Annotated in this window: 12 protein-coding genes; 4 read left to right on the top strand and 8 right to left on the bottom strand. The window is 61.5% G+C overall.

Annotated elements, in window-relative coordinates:
• Positions 1-82 precede the first annotated feature (82 nt).
• The gene (locus ACQZAB_RS12265) at positions 83-1120 is read left to right on the top strand and encodes an LD-carboxypeptidase (RefSeq protein ID WP_428389812.1); all 1038 of its coding nucleotides are present in this window, start codon (positions 83-85) and stop codon (positions 1118-1120) included.
• 174 nt (positions 1121-1294) lie between these two features.
• Here ACQZAB_RS12265 and dacB (ACQZAB_RS12260) read toward each other — a convergent pair whose 3' ends face one another.
• From dacB (ACQZAB_RS12260) to ACQZAB_RS12240, 5 genes are all read right to left on the bottom strand, one after another.
• Entirely contained in the window at positions 1295-2740 is a 1446-nt protein-coding gene (dacB, locus tag ACQZAB_RS12260; protein WP_428389811.1) for a D-alanyl-D-alanine carboxypeptidase/D-alanyl-D-alanine endopeptidase, read from the bottom strand.
• A 112-nt stretch (positions 2741-2852) separates the two neighbouring features.
• Entirely contained in the window at positions 2853-4370 is a 1518-nt protein-coding gene (dacB, locus tag ACQZAB_RS12255) for a D-alanyl-D-alanine carboxypeptidase/D-alanyl-D-alanine endopeptidase (protein ID WP_428389810.1), read from the bottom strand.
• A 97-nt stretch (positions 4371-4467) separates the two neighbouring features.
• Positions 4468-5013, bottom strand: a complete 546-nt coding sequence (locus tag ACQZAB_RS12250; RefSeq protein WP_428389809.1) for a spore maturation protein — start codon at positions 5011-5013, stop codon at positions 4468-4470.
• Complete coding sequence (locus ACQZAB_RS12245) at positions 5010-6020, bottom strand: nucleoside recognition domain-containing protein (protein ID WP_428389808.1); 1011 nt, start codon at positions 6018-6020, stop codon at positions 5010-5012. Before ACQZAB_RS12245 ends, ACQZAB_RS12250 begins: the two co-directional genes overlap by 4 nt.
• 62 nt (positions 6021-6082) lie before the next feature.
• Positions 6083-7123: a type II secretion system protein gene (locus ACQZAB_RS12240; protein WP_428389807.1), complete on the bottom strand. Its 1041-nt coding sequence runs from the start codon at positions 7121-7123 to the stop codon at positions 6083-6085.
• Positions 7124-7324: 201 nt separating this feature from the next.
• On the opposite strand from ACQZAB_RS12240, the gene ACQZAB_RS12235 reads away from it, so the two are divergent.
• Entirely contained in the window at positions 7325-8350 is a 1026-nt protein-coding gene (locus ACQZAB_RS12235; protein WP_428389806.1) for an N-acetylmuramoyl-L-alanine amidase, read from the top strand.
• A gap of 214 nt (positions 8351-8564) precedes the next feature.
• Here the strand turns inward: ACQZAB_RS12235 and ACQZAB_RS12230 are convergent, their stop codons facing one another.
• The 3 genes from ACQZAB_RS12230 to ACQZAB_RS12220 all read right to left on the bottom strand — a co-directional run bounded on the left by ACQZAB_RS12230 (position 8565) and on the right by ACQZAB_RS12220 (position 12951).
• Positions 8565-10139 (bottom strand): peptidoglycan-binding protein, encoded by a 1575-nt coding sequence (locus ACQZAB_RS12230; protein WP_428389805.1) that lies wholly within the window; start codon positions 10137-10139, stop codon positions 8565-8567.
• A 58-nt stretch (positions 10140-10197) separates the two neighbouring features.
• Positions 10198-11739 carry an L-piperidine-6-carboxylate dehydrogenase gene (amaB, locus tag ACQZAB_RS12225; protein ID WP_428389804.1) on the bottom strand — a complete coding sequence of 514 codons (1542 nt, stop codon included), beginning with the start codon at positions 11737-11739 and terminating at the stop codon, positions 10198-10200.
• A 75-nt stretch (positions 11740-11814) separates the two neighbouring features.
• Positions 11815-12951 (bottom strand): saccharopine dehydrogenase family protein, encoded by a 1137-nt coding sequence (locus ACQZAB_RS12220; protein WP_428389803.1) that lies wholly within the window; start codon positions 12949-12951, stop codon positions 11815-11817.
• Between the two features lie 519 nt (positions 12952-13470).
• Here ACQZAB_RS12220 and ACQZAB_RS12215 point away from each other — a divergent pair.
• Entirely contained in the window at positions 13471-15276 is a 1806-nt protein-coding gene (locus ACQZAB_RS12215) for a PEP-CTERM sorting domain-containing protein (RefSeq protein WP_428389802.1), read from the top strand.
• Between the two features lie 86 nt (positions 15277-15362).
• Positions 15363-15911: a PEP-CTERM sorting domain-containing protein gene (locus tag ACQZAB_RS12210; RefSeq protein WP_428389801.1), complete on the top strand. Its 549-nt coding sequence runs from the start codon at positions 15363-15365 to the stop codon at positions 15909-15911.
• Positions 15912-15975: the final 64 nt, after the last annotated feature.

Here is a 15975-nt window from a genome sequence, read left to right as displayed (position 1 = left end):
TCAGGGAACACCTAATGATAGGGCCCCCACACCGCCACGCCACCACGCCCGCGCCACGCGCAACCTGCGGTACCCTGTCCACATGACCCAGACCCCCAAAACCCGCGTCGCCATCATCGCCCCATCCTCCGTCGTCCCCCAGGTCGAACTCGAACTCGGCCTCAACCGAATCCGCGAGGCAGGCTTCTCCCTCACCGTCGCCGACCAGGTCAGCCAAACCTGGTACCTCCACGCCGGCACCGACGGAGCCCGAGCCGAGGCCATCTACGACGCAGCCCGCAACCCCGACATCGACATCCTCTGGTGCGCCCGAGGCGGCTACGGCGCCGCCAAGCTCCTGCCCCTGCTCAAAGAGAAATCCGACAAGCACGGCGTCCCACCCCGCAAGCTCCTCATCGGCTACTCCGACATCACCGCCCTCCACGCCTTCGTCGCCGACCACTGGAACTACCACACCCTCCACGCCAACATGCCCGCTTCCCTCAGCTTCAACACCATGACGCCCGCCGAATTCGACACCACCATCGCCTGGGCCAAAGGCCAAGCCCATCCCTGCGCCTGGGACGGCCTCCAACTCCGATGGCTCACCGACGCCCCATCCCAACCCATCTCCGGCCCGGTCGTAGGCGGCAACGTCTCCGTCTGGAATTCCATCTACGGCACCCCCTGGGAACCCAAATCCATCGCCGGCAAGATCCTCTTCTTCGAAGACCTCAACGAACACCACTACCGACTCGACGCCATGGTCACCCAGATCATCCAGGCAGGGGGGTACGACAACCTCGCAGCAATCGTCCTCGGTGATTTCTCCAACGGCAAAGACGAAGCCGGATCCTGCCTCCAAACCCCGCCCGAGCCTTCCGAACTCCTCGCCCTCGCCGAACAAGGCGTCTCCCACCTCCCACCCGAGCGCATCAAACCCCTCCGCCCCAACGTCACACAGGACGAAGCCCTCGAACACCTCCTCGTCGCCCCCGCCCGTGACCGCGGCATCCCCGTCGCTGCCGGACTCCCCGTCGGCCACGGCCCCGGCTTCGCACCCCTTCCCCTCGGAGCCACCTTCCAACTCACGCCCCAAGGCGAATTCAACCTCACCCACTGGGACTGGCTCGACACATAAACCCGGACCCGACAGATCCGGCGCAACCTCCTCAACACATAAGCCCGGACCTGACAAGTCCGTGGCCACCACCAGAAACCACCACGTGATCGAGCCGCGTCGTATCGACGCGGCTGTGCTGCAAACACGAAAATTACATCAGGCTTGAACGAATCGACGAGACCACTCGTGGCCTCAATCCCAAGCCTCCCACCCCTGAATCAGCACACAGACTTCATCCATCGCCCCGATCGCTGCCCCCGCCTTCCCCGAAGCAATGTCGTTGTAAATCAGCGAATACACCACCCGACGACCCTCCTCCGTCTCGATATACCCGCTGCTCGCCCGCACCCCCGAAATCGTACCCGTCTTCCCCTGAACCTTCCCAGCCACCGCCTTCATCCGATTCCGTAGCGACCCCCGCTCCCCAGCAATCGCCAGAGAGTCGTAATACACCCCCGCCTCCTCATGCCCCGCCATCGTCACCAGCAACTCCGACACAAACCCCGTCGTCACCCGATTGTCATGCGACAACCCCGACCCATCCCAAACCTCCACCCCACCCACAGGCAACCCCTTCACCTCCTCCAGATACGCCACCAACCCCAACCCCGCCTCCTGATAAGTCTGCCCCGGGAAAATCATACGCAACACCCCATCCGCCATCATGTTCTGACTATTACTGTTAATCCGCCGCAGCACGGGAACCACGTCAGTCTCGTGCCTGCCGAGACGAGTGTACGCACCCGCTAACTCGGAACCGGCCACGATACCTCCCCTCACATCAATCCCCCGCCGCGCCAGATGCGCCATGAGCGCCTCCGCGAAAAACCGACCGGGATCATCCACCGGCTTATAAAAAGTACGCGTCCGCTCCACCTTCCCCGTCACGATGTACACATGCTCCCCCGGCACCTTGTCCACCCGCAGACGCCCCTCCCCACCCGTCCGATTCTCCACCCGAATCATCGCCGCCTCTGGCAGATAACTAACCCGACCCACCCCATCCTCACGCCCCTCGATCGGCTCCACCACGATATCGATGCAGTTGTTGTTCAGATTCAGCCCCGCCGACGGCGCCCCATACCAGTGCACCAGATTCCCCCGGCTCCACGTCGGGCTCAGCCACTCGTCACCCAACGCACCATCGTTATAGACCAGATCCCCTTTGATCTCGGTAATCCCCCGCTCTTTCAACGCGTCCACCCAGTCATCAAACCCCGCCAGCATCGTCCGCCCCTGATCCTGCATGATCGTCAGATCACCAAACGCCGGGTCACCCGTTCCCACCACCACCAGATCATCACCCGCCACGTACAAATCCGTAGCCAGCCTCGCCCCCGATCCCCACTTATCCAACGCCGCTGCCGTCACCAGCAACTTCAGATTCGACGCCGGCTTCACCGGCCGATCCGCATTCTGCTCGTAGATCACCCGCCCCGTCTCAAGGTCCACCACCCGCGCCGCCACCGTGATATCCGCCTGATCCACCCCATTGAGAATCACCCCAATCCGCGCCCTTAACTCCTCGACACTCGCCGCCGCCGAAGAACACACGCCCCCCAGCAACCCAACCACCCCCATCACAAGCCCAAGCCGCAAACCCCGGGACAACCCCCAACCAGACACACGCTCAAACATCAATCAACCTTTCAGTCCAACACAACAAACCCGCAGGCAAACACAAACACCCTCATCAACGAGCCCCGGACGGAAGTCCGGGGGCATCCGGAGCCTTTCGCAGCCCTCGTAACTACTCCGGCCGCCAATCCACCCCGTAATACAACACACGCACCGCGTCATCCTGCAGCGCCCGCGCCGCCCGCGACGTCTGGTTCCGATTGAACAGAATCGAGAACACCAGCTCCCGACCCTCCGCCGTCACCACATACCCCGATAACGCGCTCGCCCCGGTGATCGTGCCCGTCTTCGCACGCACCGCACCCGGGATATCCGTCAGCCGACGCCGGAGCGTCCCATCCACCCCGCCCACTGTCAGCGACGCCTTGTACGCCTCCGCATCCTCATGCCTGTGCATATGCAACAACAGATCCGAGATCATCCGCGCCGTCACCCGGTTGTTATGACTCAGCCCCGAACCGTCCGCCATCACCAAGCCAAGCGACTCCACCCCGATCTCCTCAAACCACGCCTCCACCGCTCGACGACCCGACAGCCACGACCCCGGGTAAGGCCGCCCCTGCGCCCGCTGCCGAGCCAGCCCCGCCGACTTCGCCAGCGCATCCGCATACAGGTTCATGCTCGGCTTGTTCGTCCGATCCAGCACGTCCTGCATCGCCGTCTCGTGCACCGCCACCACCCGCTCATCCGACGCGATGTTCGCCGCATCCTCCCAAACCCCAACCCGCACCGAACCCGCCACCTCAAGCCCCGCCCCCTCCAGATGCGTCAGCAGCGCATCCCCAAAAAACCGCGCCGGGTCCGACACCGGCAGCCCCGCCGTCATCGACGCCTCCTTCAGCTCACCCGACAGCACATACGTATCCGACCCCGACACCTTGTAAACCACCGGCCGCTCGCGAGGCTCCTCCCCATCATCCGTCGTCATCCGATTCACCACCTCCACCCCACGCACCGCCGGCACCAGCGTCACCTTCACCGGCAGACCCGCCGACGTCGCCGACGCCGTGATGTCCACACAATTGTCATTGAAGTTCAGCCCCGACACCGGTGCCCCATACGCGTACAGCAAATCCTCAGGCCACCAGCTCGAATGCGTGATGTGCGGCTCAAACGCACTCCCATCAACAACAAGATCCCCCTCAATCCGCTCGACACCCGCCTCCTTCAACGCCGCCACCCACCGATCAAACACCGCCGTCACCGCCTCCCCCTCACGCTCCGCAATCACAGGATCACCCACCGCCGGATCACCCGTCCCCACCACATAGAGATCATCCCCATCCTTCGCGAGATACGTCCTGAAAACGTGATCCGCCCCGAACGTCTCAAGCGCAATCGCCGAACTGATCAGCTTCATGTTCGACGCCGGCTTCAGCGCCAGATCCACGTTCCCCGTCGAATAAAGCTCCTCCCCCGTCTCCGCATCCAGCACCCGCGCCGACACAATCGCCCCATGCCCCTCCAGACCATGCAACACCTCATCGAGACGCTCCTTCAGCGCCTCTTCATACGTCAGTTCAACGACCGGCCGATCCATCGCCGCCGTCGGCCGCGGCTCAAGCCCGTCCGTCGAACAACCACCAACGAACAACAACAGACCCAGGACCAGCAAGCTCAAACGCTTCATAAAAACCTTTCGCACCAGAAGCCCCGCATGTGAGCAAACCTACAAAACACAGAAGCCATCTGTCCCATCAATGGACAAGTACAGAGAGCGGGGGGGGTTACCCGTTCAGCCACTGCACAATATAAATCGCTAGGATGATCGCACAGATATCCGCCGTCAGACCCACCAACGCCGCATGACGGATCTTCTTGATCCCCACCGCACCGAAGTACACCGCGATCACATAAAACGTCGTCTCCGTCGACCCAAAAATCACCGCCGAAATCTTCGTGATGATCGAGTCCACGCCATAGTTGTTGACCATGTCACCAAGCACACCCACCGACCCGCCGCCCGTCAACGGCCGCGTGATCGCCATCGGCAACACCTCAGGCGGGATCCCGATCGCCTCAAACGCCGGCCGCAGCCACTCCGCAATCGTTTCCATCCCACCCGACGCCCGCAGCATCCCGATCGCAAACAGAATCGCCACGAGATACGGAATGATCATCACCGCAATCTCAAACCCCTCCTTCGCACCCGTCACAAACTCCTCATACACATTCACCCCCCGAATGATCCCTATCAGCGGGAACCCCACCATCATGAACAACACCACGATGATCCCGAAGTCCGACGCATACTCACGCAGAAAATCAATCACGCCCCACCCCCTTCACCCGAACCGTCCGCGGGCATCGGCTGCTTCGCCGGATCGTTCTGCCCGAACACCCACCAGCCCTGCGTCAACCGCGCCAGAATGATCGCGATCACCAGCGACAATCCCGTCACCAGCAAAATCGCCAGGTAAAGATCAATCGCCACCACACCCATGATCGCCAGCACGGTCACAGGCGGGATCAGCTGAACACTCGCCGTGTTCATCGCCAGCAGCATCACCATGCTGTTCGTCGCCGTGTCCTTCGTGCTGTTAAGCGTCTGCAACTCCTTCATCGCCTTCAGCCCCAGAGGCGTCGCCGCATTCCCCAGCCCCAGCACATTCGCCGACAGGTTCATCGCAATCATCCCCATCGCCGGATGCCCCTTCGGAATCTCCGGGAAAAGCGGCCCCAGCACCGGCCGCACCACCCAAACCAACGCATCAATCAGCCCCGCCTTCTCCGCAATCTTCAGCAGACCCAGAAACAACGCCAGCACCCCAATCAACCCCAACGCCAACTCCACCGCCAGCTCCGCATCATCAAACGCCCGCGCCATCAACCCCTTCAACTTGAGTAGCCGCACCGACTCCAGATAGATCCCGCCCCCAGCCTCATCCACCTGAGCCACAATCCGCCCGCTCCGAAGCGTATTCACGTCCGCCCCGGCCTTCGTCGCCAAAGGCTCAGGCAGCACCACCCCCTCCACAAACTGAAGCTCAAGCTCATCCTCCGACGTCTTCCGAATCCCCGCCGCGATCGGCTCCGCCAGCAACGCCTCCACCTCAGCGACAGCCTCCTCCCCCTCAATCCCGAAGTGCGCCACATAAGCACCCGGATCAAACACCACCTCCGCCGGAACCAACGCCTCGGTCAGTTCCCCCTCAAAAACTACCTCCGCCGGAACCACCTCCCCATTCCGATACCGATCCGATGTGATATCCGAAAAGTCCGACCCGAAAGCAAAAAGCAGGGCCGCAACCAGCAGCCCTGCCCAGATCCAATTCATCATGCCGACCATCCCTTCACACCGGTATCAACAGGCCCCAAACGGCCACCGATGTGCAGGGAGACTTACCAGAGATCCCACGGGTTGTCGAGATAAGCACCACCAACCACGTTCGCATTGCTCGACCCGCCACCACGCTGACCACCGCCCACATTCAGACCCTCAATATCGCTGGCGCGAATAGAAGTCAGTTCGTCTAGGTCGTAAGGGTCGTCGGGAACGTCCAGACCCTGTTCCGGCTCAATCTGCACCGGACGACCACTGCCATCCGCCCAGGCCACATTGATCCGACTGCTGTGCCGAGCATGGGCATACCCACCCTGGCCAGCAGCCGCATCACCCGCTGGATAGAGATAGGCAACACCCTGTGTCGCACCGCCACGATTCAGGCCGCCAGAGGAACCGCCGCCACCACCACGCTGGCCTCCGCCGCTGCCGCTGCTGCTTGAAAGCTCTAGCGCACGATCCTTGGAATCGGTGAAGGCAATCGTGTTCGAGCCATCACGGATCGCGTCCAGCCTGGCCGTATCGACAGCACCCGTAACCTCAAGGCTGCTGTTGGCCTGATACTGCGCTGGCAGTTGCGAGGCATTGATGCCGGGAATGATAAAGCCTGTACCGACTTTTCCATACCAATAGCTGTTGGCGAGAAAGAAGGAATTGATGCCATAGTGCACCGTGCCCCACCGGCTGTTACCGGGATGATTTGAGTTCGATGAATTCCCAGAATCATCCGTACCCGCCTCGAGCAGTTCCTCGTGCGAAGTCTCGAATCGCGGACACGTAAACGTCTCAGGCCCCGGCATGTAGCCATCAAGCACCAGCTTCGAAGACCACCACCAACCATCAACATTATTCAGACGCATGCTGAAGGGGCTGCCCGTGACGTTGTCCGCGTACCGGATGAAGTAGCCGCTGTTATCCGTGGCGTAAGAAAACCCGGCAATCGCCATCTGACGGATGTTCGAGAGACAAGCCACATCCCGCGCCGTATTCCGCGCCGCCCCCAACGCCGGCAGCAGAATCCCGATCAGCAAAGCGATGATCGAAATCACCACCAGAAGCTCAATCAGCGTAAACCCGCGTCGTCCGTGATGATGCAACATGTCATTTCCTCTGCAGAAGGGTCGGCAACCGTCAGAACAGGCACTTCAAAGCAGGCAAGCCCATTCCAACCATCGGCGACATCTGTTTTCGCGCTTCCCTAGTTGAACGCACATTGTAGTATAAGACCAAAACACCCCTTCTGGCCAGACTTTATGACCCCCTCAACCCCAATTCCCGCAGCAACGCCCCGGAGACACCGAATGCTAGCCCGTGCCAAAAGCCCCCTCATCCTCGCCATCTTCCCCATCCTCACCGGACTCCTCCTCATGACCGGCTGCACCACCACACCCGGCCAGCAGGCCTTCGAACGCAAAGGCGACGAAATCGTCGCCGCCGGACAGTACTTCCACACCGGAGCCCCCGTCGTCCTCTGGACCGACCCAGGCGGCTACGACGCCTACCGCGTCGAACGACGCTTCGTCCCCTGGGAAGAATCCCACTGGGACGTCTCCAAGGAATTCGTCCGCGAACCCAACCGCTACAACCTCCGACACAAAGGCGACTGGCCCGCCGAAACCCTCGAACAAATCCGAGGCGGCGGCTGGGACCTCCCCCTCCTCCAACGCACCGTCGACCAGTTCGTCATCCACTACGACGTCTGCGGCGTCTCCCAGCAATGCTTTAAAGTCCTCCACGACATGAGAACGCTCTCCGTCCACTTCATGATCGACATCGACGGAACCATCTACCAGACCCTCGACCTCAAGGAACGCGCCTGGCACGCCGGACATGCCAACTCACGCTCCGTAGGCGTCGAACTCGCCAACATGGGTGCCTACCGCAACCCCGAAGACCCCGTCTTCTCCCGCTGGTACGGAACAGATGACCGCGGCCGAACCCGCATCACCATCCCCGAGTCCCTAGGCGACGGCGGAGTCCGAACCCCCAACTTCGTCGGCTACCCCACCCGCCAGCATAAAGTCGAAGGCCTCGTCCAGGGCGAAACACGCTACCAGTACGACCTCACCGATGAGCAGTACGACTCGCTCATCAAACTCACCGCCGCCCTCCACAAGATCTTCCCCCTCATCGAACTCGACTACCCCCGCGGACCCGACGGCCAGGCCCTCACCCACGTCGTCCCCATGGAAGAACAGAGAACCTTCCAGGGACTCATCGGCCACCACCACCTCACCGAAGTCAAGCAGGACCCCGGCCCCGCCTTCGACTGGGAACGCGTCGTCAAAGGCGCCCGCCAGGAACTAAAACCAAACCTGCTCCCGTAACGCTTGGATAACCACTAAATCAAAATCAAAGCGAGCCGCCCTTTGTCAGGGCGGCTTTTTTTATCCCATCAAAACCCTAGCTATCACCATCCGTTCCAGCCACGTCGTGTCGACGCGGCTGTGCAGTAGACAACATCCCGCTTCCTGACTTCATCGAGCAACGGACCGGGTTCCAGGGTTTCTGCCATCGAAGATGGCAAAGCCGTGTCCCAAATCAACCACGCCCTCGCCTAACCATCATCACCCCCAACCCCAACGCCGCCAACACCACCGGCTCAGGCACCCCCGCCACAAACCCAAACCCGCCCGCCAGCACCGACAGATCAATCAAATCCACCAGCCCGTCCGCATTGAAATCACCCGCACCCCAACCACCTTCATCACCAAACGATCCCGCCAGCAGCGACAGATCAATCAGATCCACCCGACCATCCAGATTCGCATCCCCAAACGCCGTCCCAAGCTCAACCTCGATCAGCCGCTCAAGGTCCGCCGCCCCCACCACGCCATCCCCGCTCAGGTCGTAGTAAAACGCATCTCCACCCATCTGCCGCATCAGCAGATCCACATCCTCAACATCCAGCGAATCATCCAGATTCAGATCGGCCGCCGATACACCCGGCCCCGCACCCGGCCGGGTCCGCGACAGGTCAATATGCAGGTGGCTTAGATGCACACCCGAGCTGTCACCTACCGCGATGTTCGTCCCCGTCTGACGATTGAACTCATCCCGCACATCCAGATTGCTGAAAATGATCCGCCACACCCGCGCGTCAGCAGGCGTGTTCTCATAGAACGCCCGCATGATCCGCACCGCCTCCAACTCACCCGCCGACAGCACCCCGTTCCCGAAATTCTTCGCCGAGTTCGGGATGTCCACGTCAATATCCAGCCCCGCCTGATGCGTGCTGTGACAGCAGATCGAATCCGTCCCATTCCGACGCGACATCGTGTTGATGTGCATCCCAGGCAGCGCCTCCGACGCCGCATGAATCGTCTCCACCGACCAGCTCGAACCGTAACGCTCCTGCGTCACCGTCCAGATATCAAAGTTCCCCCGCACACCACTCGGATAAACCGGCACCGACCCACCCCCACGCTGACCACCCACCCCAGGGGGGTCCGGATCAACCAGATTCACCCACTCCGGCGCCCCATGACTGTTCAGCCACGCCACCGTGTTCGCATCCAGATTCCCCGAAAAACCGCCCGGATTGATCTCCCCGCTAGGCGTGATCACCGCCTGAAACAAACGCACCGCCGACCGCGTCAACGACCCCAGCCCGCCATCCACCGTCAGCGTCGAATTGTTCGAAGCCTGATACCCCAGATAGTTCAGCCGCTGCTGCGCCGCCGCCACCGACACCACCGACCCATCACCCGGCACCGTCAACGCACCATCAAACGTGTACCCGCTCCGCACCGTCACCGACACATCATGCGCAACCCCGTCGATGACCACCGGAATCGCCAGGTCACCACGAAAGCCCCGGTCCGCCACCGAGTCCGTACTCCGCCGCGGCGCCGTCTCGACATCCGGCACCACATAAAAACGCCCCGTCTCCGAAAACGGCAAACCCTCCAGCTCATCCGAAGTCAGAACCCGATACCCACTCCGCACGACCGGAGGCAACTCAAAGCTCTGACCGCCATGCCCCGCCTTCAGATCAACCCGAATCACATCACCCGACCGACCATAAACCTCAACGCTCGCACTCGCCTGCGTGGCCACAGCCAACACCAACCCAACCATCAACCCAGTCACACGCCGCAAAACACAACAACGCATCAAAGTTCTCCAGTTGAGTCACCCATCCAAATGGAAGGGGGGGGGTGTCGCCAATCAATCAAACGTCGAAGGTGATCCCCTGCGCCAAAGGCAACTCAGTCGTGTAGTTCACCGTGTTCGTCGCTCGACGCATGTAGTTCTTCCAGGCGTCCGACCCGGACTCACGCCCGCCGCCGGTCTCCTTCTCACCGCCGAACGCCCCGCCGATCTCAGCACCACTCGTGCCGATGTTGACGTTCGCAATACCGCAGTCAGAGCCCGCCGGACCGCAGAACACCTCCGAGTCCAGCACGCTACCCGTAAAGATGGCACTACTCAGGCCCTGAGGCACATCATTCTGGATAGAAATCGCCTCTTCCAGCTCCTGGTAGGTCAGAACGTACAGAATCGGCGCAAACGTCTCCTGCTGCACCACCTCCGCCTTCGGATCAATCTCCACGATCGCCGGCTTGGCATACGTCCCGCCCGAAGGCACACCCTCGGTCGTCACCCCGCCCCCATGCTGCTTTCCGCCCAACGACGCCGCCTTCGCCAGCGTCGCCTCCATCGCCTCACCCGCCGCCGCATCGATCAGCGGGCCCACCAGCACCCCAGCCTCTCTCGGGTCGCCCACCTTCACCGACTCGAAAATCTTGACCAGCTTGCCAACCAATTCGTCCTTCAGGCTCTCGTGCACAATCAACCGCCGCAGCGTCGTGCACCGCTGACCCGCCGTGCCCACCGCCGAGAACGTGATCGCACGCACCGCCAGATCAAGGTCCGCACTAGGCGTCACGATCATCGCGTTATTACCGCCAAGCTCCAGCAGCGCCCGACCCAGCCGAGCCCCCACCGTCTCACCAACCGACTTGCCCATCGGCACCGAACCCGTCGCTGACACCAGAGGCAGCTTGCCCGAAGCAGCCAGCGCCTGCCCCACATCCCGCATCCCGATCACCACCGAAGACAATCCCTCCGGCGCATCCAGATCAGCCGATTCCTTGATCGTCTCCATCAACAACCGATGGCACGCCAGCGCACAAAGCGGCGCCTTCTCCGAAGGCTTCCAAACCACCGAGTCACCACAAACCAAAGCCAAGGCCGAGTTCCACGCCCACACCGCCACCGGAAAGTTGAACGCCGAAATCACACCCACCGCACCCAGCGGATGCCACTGCTCGGTCAAACGATGCCCCGGCCGCTCACTCTGTATGGAAAGCCCATACAACTGACGACTCAGACCCACCGCGAAGTCGCAGATGTCGATCATCTCCTGAACCTCGCCCTCCGCCTCCGCTGGAATCTTCCCCACCTCAAGCGTTACCAGCTTCCCAAGCGTTTCCTTGTACTCCCGCAGCTTGTTGCCGTACCGACGAACAAGCTCACCACGCTTCGGTGCCGGCACCGATCGCCACGACAAAAACGCCTCATGCGCCACATCGATCGCTCGCTCCACATCGCCAGGCGTCCCCATCGTCATCGTCGCCAGAGGCGCACCATCAATCGGGCTCTTCACCGCCAGCGACGCCCCCGCCCCCTTCGACGTCCCATGTCCAATCGCCACCGCGTCAGGAGAATCCGTCAAACCCAGAGCCTTAAGCACCTGCGACACATCAGACATAACCACAATCCTTATCTGCCGAGAACCGCCGCCTCAGCCTTAAACCATCAATCAAAACCCGATCAAACCAGACAATCAGTCGTTCTCAATCACAGCCTCAACGTGCTTCACCTTCACCGTCGGGTGACCCACAAAATCGTAGTACTGACCAAAACGATTCGCGATGAAGTCATTCAGCGACACCCGCTCCTGACTCACAAAACCCTTGCTCGGCAGCTTGCCCGTCGCGTGCAGATCCACCACCGCACAGATACCCGCCGCCGTCGTGATCTGAATAGCACTCCAGTGCTCACCCTCCACCTCGCCGTGGTAGATCTTCCGCGCATCCGTCACCTGCGTGTACCGCCCGTCAATCATCCCCGTCGCCGTGCAGAACACAATCACCACGTCCTGCGTCGTCATCGGCACCGCGTCCTCAAGAATCGACTTGAGCACATCACGCTTCGTGTTCATCCGCAATTCATTAATAAGGAAGTCCGCCAGCTCGCAGTGCCCCAGATAACGCACCGTCTTGTAGTTCAGCGTCTGAACCTTACCCTCAAGCGTCTCGCAAAGCGTCCCCAACCCACCCGACGTATTAAACGCCTCATACCGCACACCATCCACCGAAAAATGCTCCAACCCCTCAAGCGCCAGAGCCTCGATCTTCTTGCCTCGGTGAATCGCCTCACAAGGATTGCAGTACTCGTTGATCAGACCATCCGTCGACCAGGTCAGGTTGTACTTCAGCATGTTCGTCGGATACATCGGCAGCGCCCCCACACGCATCTGCACGCTGTCAATCGTGTCCAGCCGCTGCGCCAGATCATGCGCCACGATCCCCACAAAACCCGGTGCCAAACCGCACTGCGGCATGAAGATCTGCCCCTCCTTCGCCTGCTCCGAGACCTCCTTCACCCGACGCGTTGTCTCCACATCCTCCGTCAGATCAAAGTAGCTCGCCCCCGCCTTCAACGCAGCCTCCGCCACCTTCGGATTGAACATGTACGACAACGCCGAGATCACCAGATCACGCCCCGACAACGCATCCAGCAGCTGATCAAAATCCGTCACGTCCAGCTTCCGCACCGACGCCCCCGTCTTCTCCTCAATCCTCGCCAGAGCCTTCTCATTCACGTCCCCCACCGTCACATCGTAATCACCTGTCCCAACTAGATACGTCGCGATCGCCGTACCAATCTTGCCAGCACCCAAAAGAAGAACACGCGTCATGGAAACTCAACCTTAAATGTAAGAGGCCAAACAGATCGTCAACCGACCGCACCACCCGAAGCAAAGGAGAAATCACGAAAATTTCTCTCCCTGGCGGGCGAGCATAATACATGAACCAAAAGCATAAGACTTAAGCTCCGCAACCCCTTTGATCGCCCCCCACACGCAAACCCGGCAGCATCACACCGAACACAAAACCCCCTAGCTTCCCAAATCACCGCAGAACACCCCAAAGACAAGCCCCGACAAACCCTTACCGATCCAACCACCCCGGAAAAACCCGCAATCAATCGATCTCACCCATTGACTTAACCTCAGTCTTGGGGCACACTACCCGTGGACGGGAAAGAGTCCTATAACTTCCAAGTCTCAAAAGCGGAGAAAGAAACGCATCGGCGACGTTTCAAAACATCGGGCTCACACAAAGGTCTTTCGCCCGACGCCGCCATGCTCAATCGCCCAAGCCTGCCTTTCGAATGACCCAATCTGGTCCCTTGTTCCTCTAGGAGAGATAGCATCATGAACGCAAGAATCGCAACCGCAACCCTGCTCGGAGCCGCTCTGGCGACCACCACGGCCAACGCCCAGGTGATTTACAGCTTCAGCGACAGCGCTTCCGACTGGACCCACATCAGCGGCTCCAGCGCCGGCGGCACCGGCACCGCCATCTTCGACCTCGATTACTCCGACTTCCAGCGCTTCGGTGAGCCCGGCGACGGCTTCAACTACCAGCTCCCCGCCTCGCCCAACGGCGGCGGCTCGACCACCGGTATCCTCCTCTCGGCGAACGATGACCAGTTCGATCCGAACTTCCCCAACGGCCCCCGCATCTCCGCCATCCTCGGCACAGGTGCTCCCGCCGTCGGTACCGGCACCGCCAACCCCGACTACGTCTTCAAGTTCGACCTGCTCCACGCGTCCGGCGCCGACACTCGCTTCACCGGCGGCCTCGGCGGCACCACCAACCACGCTGGTGCAGGCATCAACTATTCCGAGAACGCCATCGACCTGATCGATTACCAGGTCGGCAGCCCGACCCAGGCCGGCCAGGGTCAGGCCCTCATCATCACCTCGGACACCGGCTCCTCCCGCGACTGGCGACCCGAGTACGGCGGCCAGTCCATCATCCCGCGTGACGCCGACGAGTTCGATATCGACGGCAACCGCATCCAGGAAAACCGCTCCGGCCTCGCCGTCGTCGACATCTTCCTCGAAGGCCAGGTCGACATCCGCACCCTCTACCCGGATAACCCCAACATCACGGCCCAGATCGAAGACCCGGAAAACCCCGGCACCTTCATCGATCCCCCCGCCCTTCCCAACGCCGGCGTCCAGGGCCTCCGCGACAGCGCGGCTCCCGCCGACCACGGTAACTCCTGGTACTACCTCAACAACTTCCCCCGCACCGGTGCCGGCTCGGCCGACCCCGGCGTCGTGGGCGGCGGTGCCCCCGGTGCCGGCATGACCTACTCCGGCGACGTCGTCGACGGGGCAGCTGTCCCCGGCGGCTTCATGGGCATCAACGGCACCCCCGATGAAGCTCCCGACGGCGGCTGGAACGAGCACGCCATCTACTACGTCGGTGGCGACCTGACCTACACCATCGACGGCGTCGTCGTCCTCTACCTCGAAGACGCCGCTACCTACGTCACCCAGAACGGCACCGATCAGTCCTCCTCGGCCTCCGGTGTCCCCATGGTCGCCTTCCTCGACCAGTTCTCCTCGCTGGCCGTTTCCCCCGAAGGTGGTAACTTCGCCATCCTCGACAACGCAGTCCTCGAAGTCGCAGCCTCGGCTCCTGAGTGGAACCCCAAGGAGCACTACGGCGACATCGATGGCGATGGAACCACCACCGGTGCCGATATCGACCTGCTCTTCGCAGAAATCGCCACCAACCCCACCGGTAGCACCGCCTACAACCCGTTCGACAACACCTCGGACTACCACCGCTGGCTCAAGTTCGACATGGTCCGCGTCTACGAGTCCGAGCTCACCGGCGTGCCCGTGGCTGAAGGCGAGTCCGAGCAGTTCGTCCTCGATATGGTCGACGTCACCTTCCTCATCGAAGAAGTCCTCGACACCGCCTTCGGCGACACCAACCTCGACGGCGCAGTTGACCTAATCGACCTATCTAACCTGGCTTCCAACTTCAGCAGTGACGGCGGCTGGGCCGGTGGCGACTTTAACGGTGACGGAACCGTCGACCTCATCGACCTCTCCACCCTCGCCACCAACTTCGGCTTCACCGCCGCCGTCCCCGAGCCCGCCTCCTTGGCACTGCTCTCCCTCGGCGGCCTCGCAGCCCTTCGTCGTTCGCGTAACTAAGATTTAATGTTTGCATCCACCAACAGTTGGTGTATGCTTCTGAAGCTCGCACACCTTTTTCCGATCTCTTAAAGGAGAAATTAGAGATGTTCAAGACCGCGACCGCTCTTACCGTTGCTCTCGCCGCCGCCACCTCGGCTTCGGCCCTGAGCCTCGAAGTCACCTCGGCCCCCACGACCGGCCTGGCTGGCTACACCACCTACACCCTGACCCTCGTCGGCGATGGCGAATTCAACGCCGCCCTCGTCTCCATCGAAGGTCCCCTGAACCAGGAATCTGCCTTCGGTCAGATCGGCCTGTTCGCTGACGACGGCCTCTTCGCCTTCGTCCCCGCGACCGCCGACACCGACAGCTACTTCCTGTTCGATCGTCCGGCCCTCCTGGTTGATGGCGAGTTCGGCGAAAGTGCCAACGGCATCCTCGCCACCTTCGCTTACTCGGACAACCAGTCCGGTCCGTTCCCCCTGGCTCAGGTCGTCCTTCAGGACGGTGACTCGGCCAACGTCCTCGTGCAGGGTGGTGTCGGCGACGATGCCAACACCGTCATCTTCGACGGCGTGATCCCCATCCCCGAGCCCGCCTCGGCCGCTCTGCTGGCCCTCGGTGGCCTCGCCGCTCTCCGTCGTCGCGCCTAATCCAGGCAACACACGGAACGCTCAGCCCAGCTGAGCAACAAGTTTGACTTCAAGCAGGCTCGCC

Origin of the sequence: Mucisphaera sp. (genome assembly GCF_965279675.1) — a bacterium.
In the GTDB taxonomy this organism is placed as follows: Bacteria; Planctomycetota; Phycisphaerae; order Phycisphaerales; family Phycisphaeraceae; genus Mucisphaera.
Note: the sequence above shows the minus strand (reverse complement) of the source record. Positions and strands in the feature narration are given on the sequence as shown.

Excerpts from the sequence above, each read along its gene's own strand:
- dacB (WP_428389811.1), bottom strand. The coding sequence starts at position 2,740 with ATGTTTGAGCGTGTGTCTGGTTGGGGGTTGTCCCGGGGTTTGCGGCTT.
- ACQZAB_RS12240 (WP_428389807.1), bottom strand. The coding sequence starts at position 7,123 with ATGTTGCATCATCACGGACGACGCGGGTTTACGCTGATTGAGCTTCTG.
- ACQZAB_RS12210 (WP_428389801.1), top strand. The coding sequence starts at position 15,363 with ATGTTCAAGACCGCGACCGCTCTTACCGTTGCTCTCGCCGCCGCCACC.
- dacB (WP_428389810.1), bottom strand. The coding sequence starts at position 4,370 with ATGAAGCGTTTGAGCTTGCTGGTCCTGGGTCTGTTGTTGTTCGTTGGT.
- ACQZAB_RS12235 (WP_428389806.1), top strand. The coding sequence starts at position 7,325 with ATGCTAGCCCGTGCCAAAAGCCCCCTCATCCTCGCCATCTTCCCCATC.
- ACQZAB_RS12215 (WP_428389802.1), top strand. The coding sequence starts at position 13,471 with ATGAACGCAAGAATCGCAACCGCAACCCTGCTCGGAGCCGCTCTGGCG.
- ACQZAB_RS12220 (WP_428389803.1), bottom strand. The coding sequence starts at position 12,951 with ATGACGCGTGTTCTTCTTTTGGGTGCTGGCAAGATTGGTACGGCGATC.
- ACQZAB_RS12245 (WP_428389808.1), bottom strand. The coding sequence starts at position 6,020 with ATGATGAATTGGATCTGGGCAGGGCTGCTGGTTGCGGCCCTGCTTTTT.
- amaB (WP_428389804.1), bottom strand. The coding sequence starts at position 11,739 with ATGTCTGATGTGTCGCAGGTGCTTAAGGCTCTGGGTTTGACGGATTCT.
- ACQZAB_RS12230 (WP_428389805.1), bottom strand. The coding sequence starts at position 10,139 with ATGCGTTGTTGTGTTTTGCGGCGTGTGACTGGGTTGATGGTTGGGTTG.
- ACQZAB_RS12265 (WP_428389812.1), top strand. The coding sequence starts at position 83 with ATGACCCAGACCCCCAAAACCCGCGTCGCCATCATCGCCCCATCCTCC.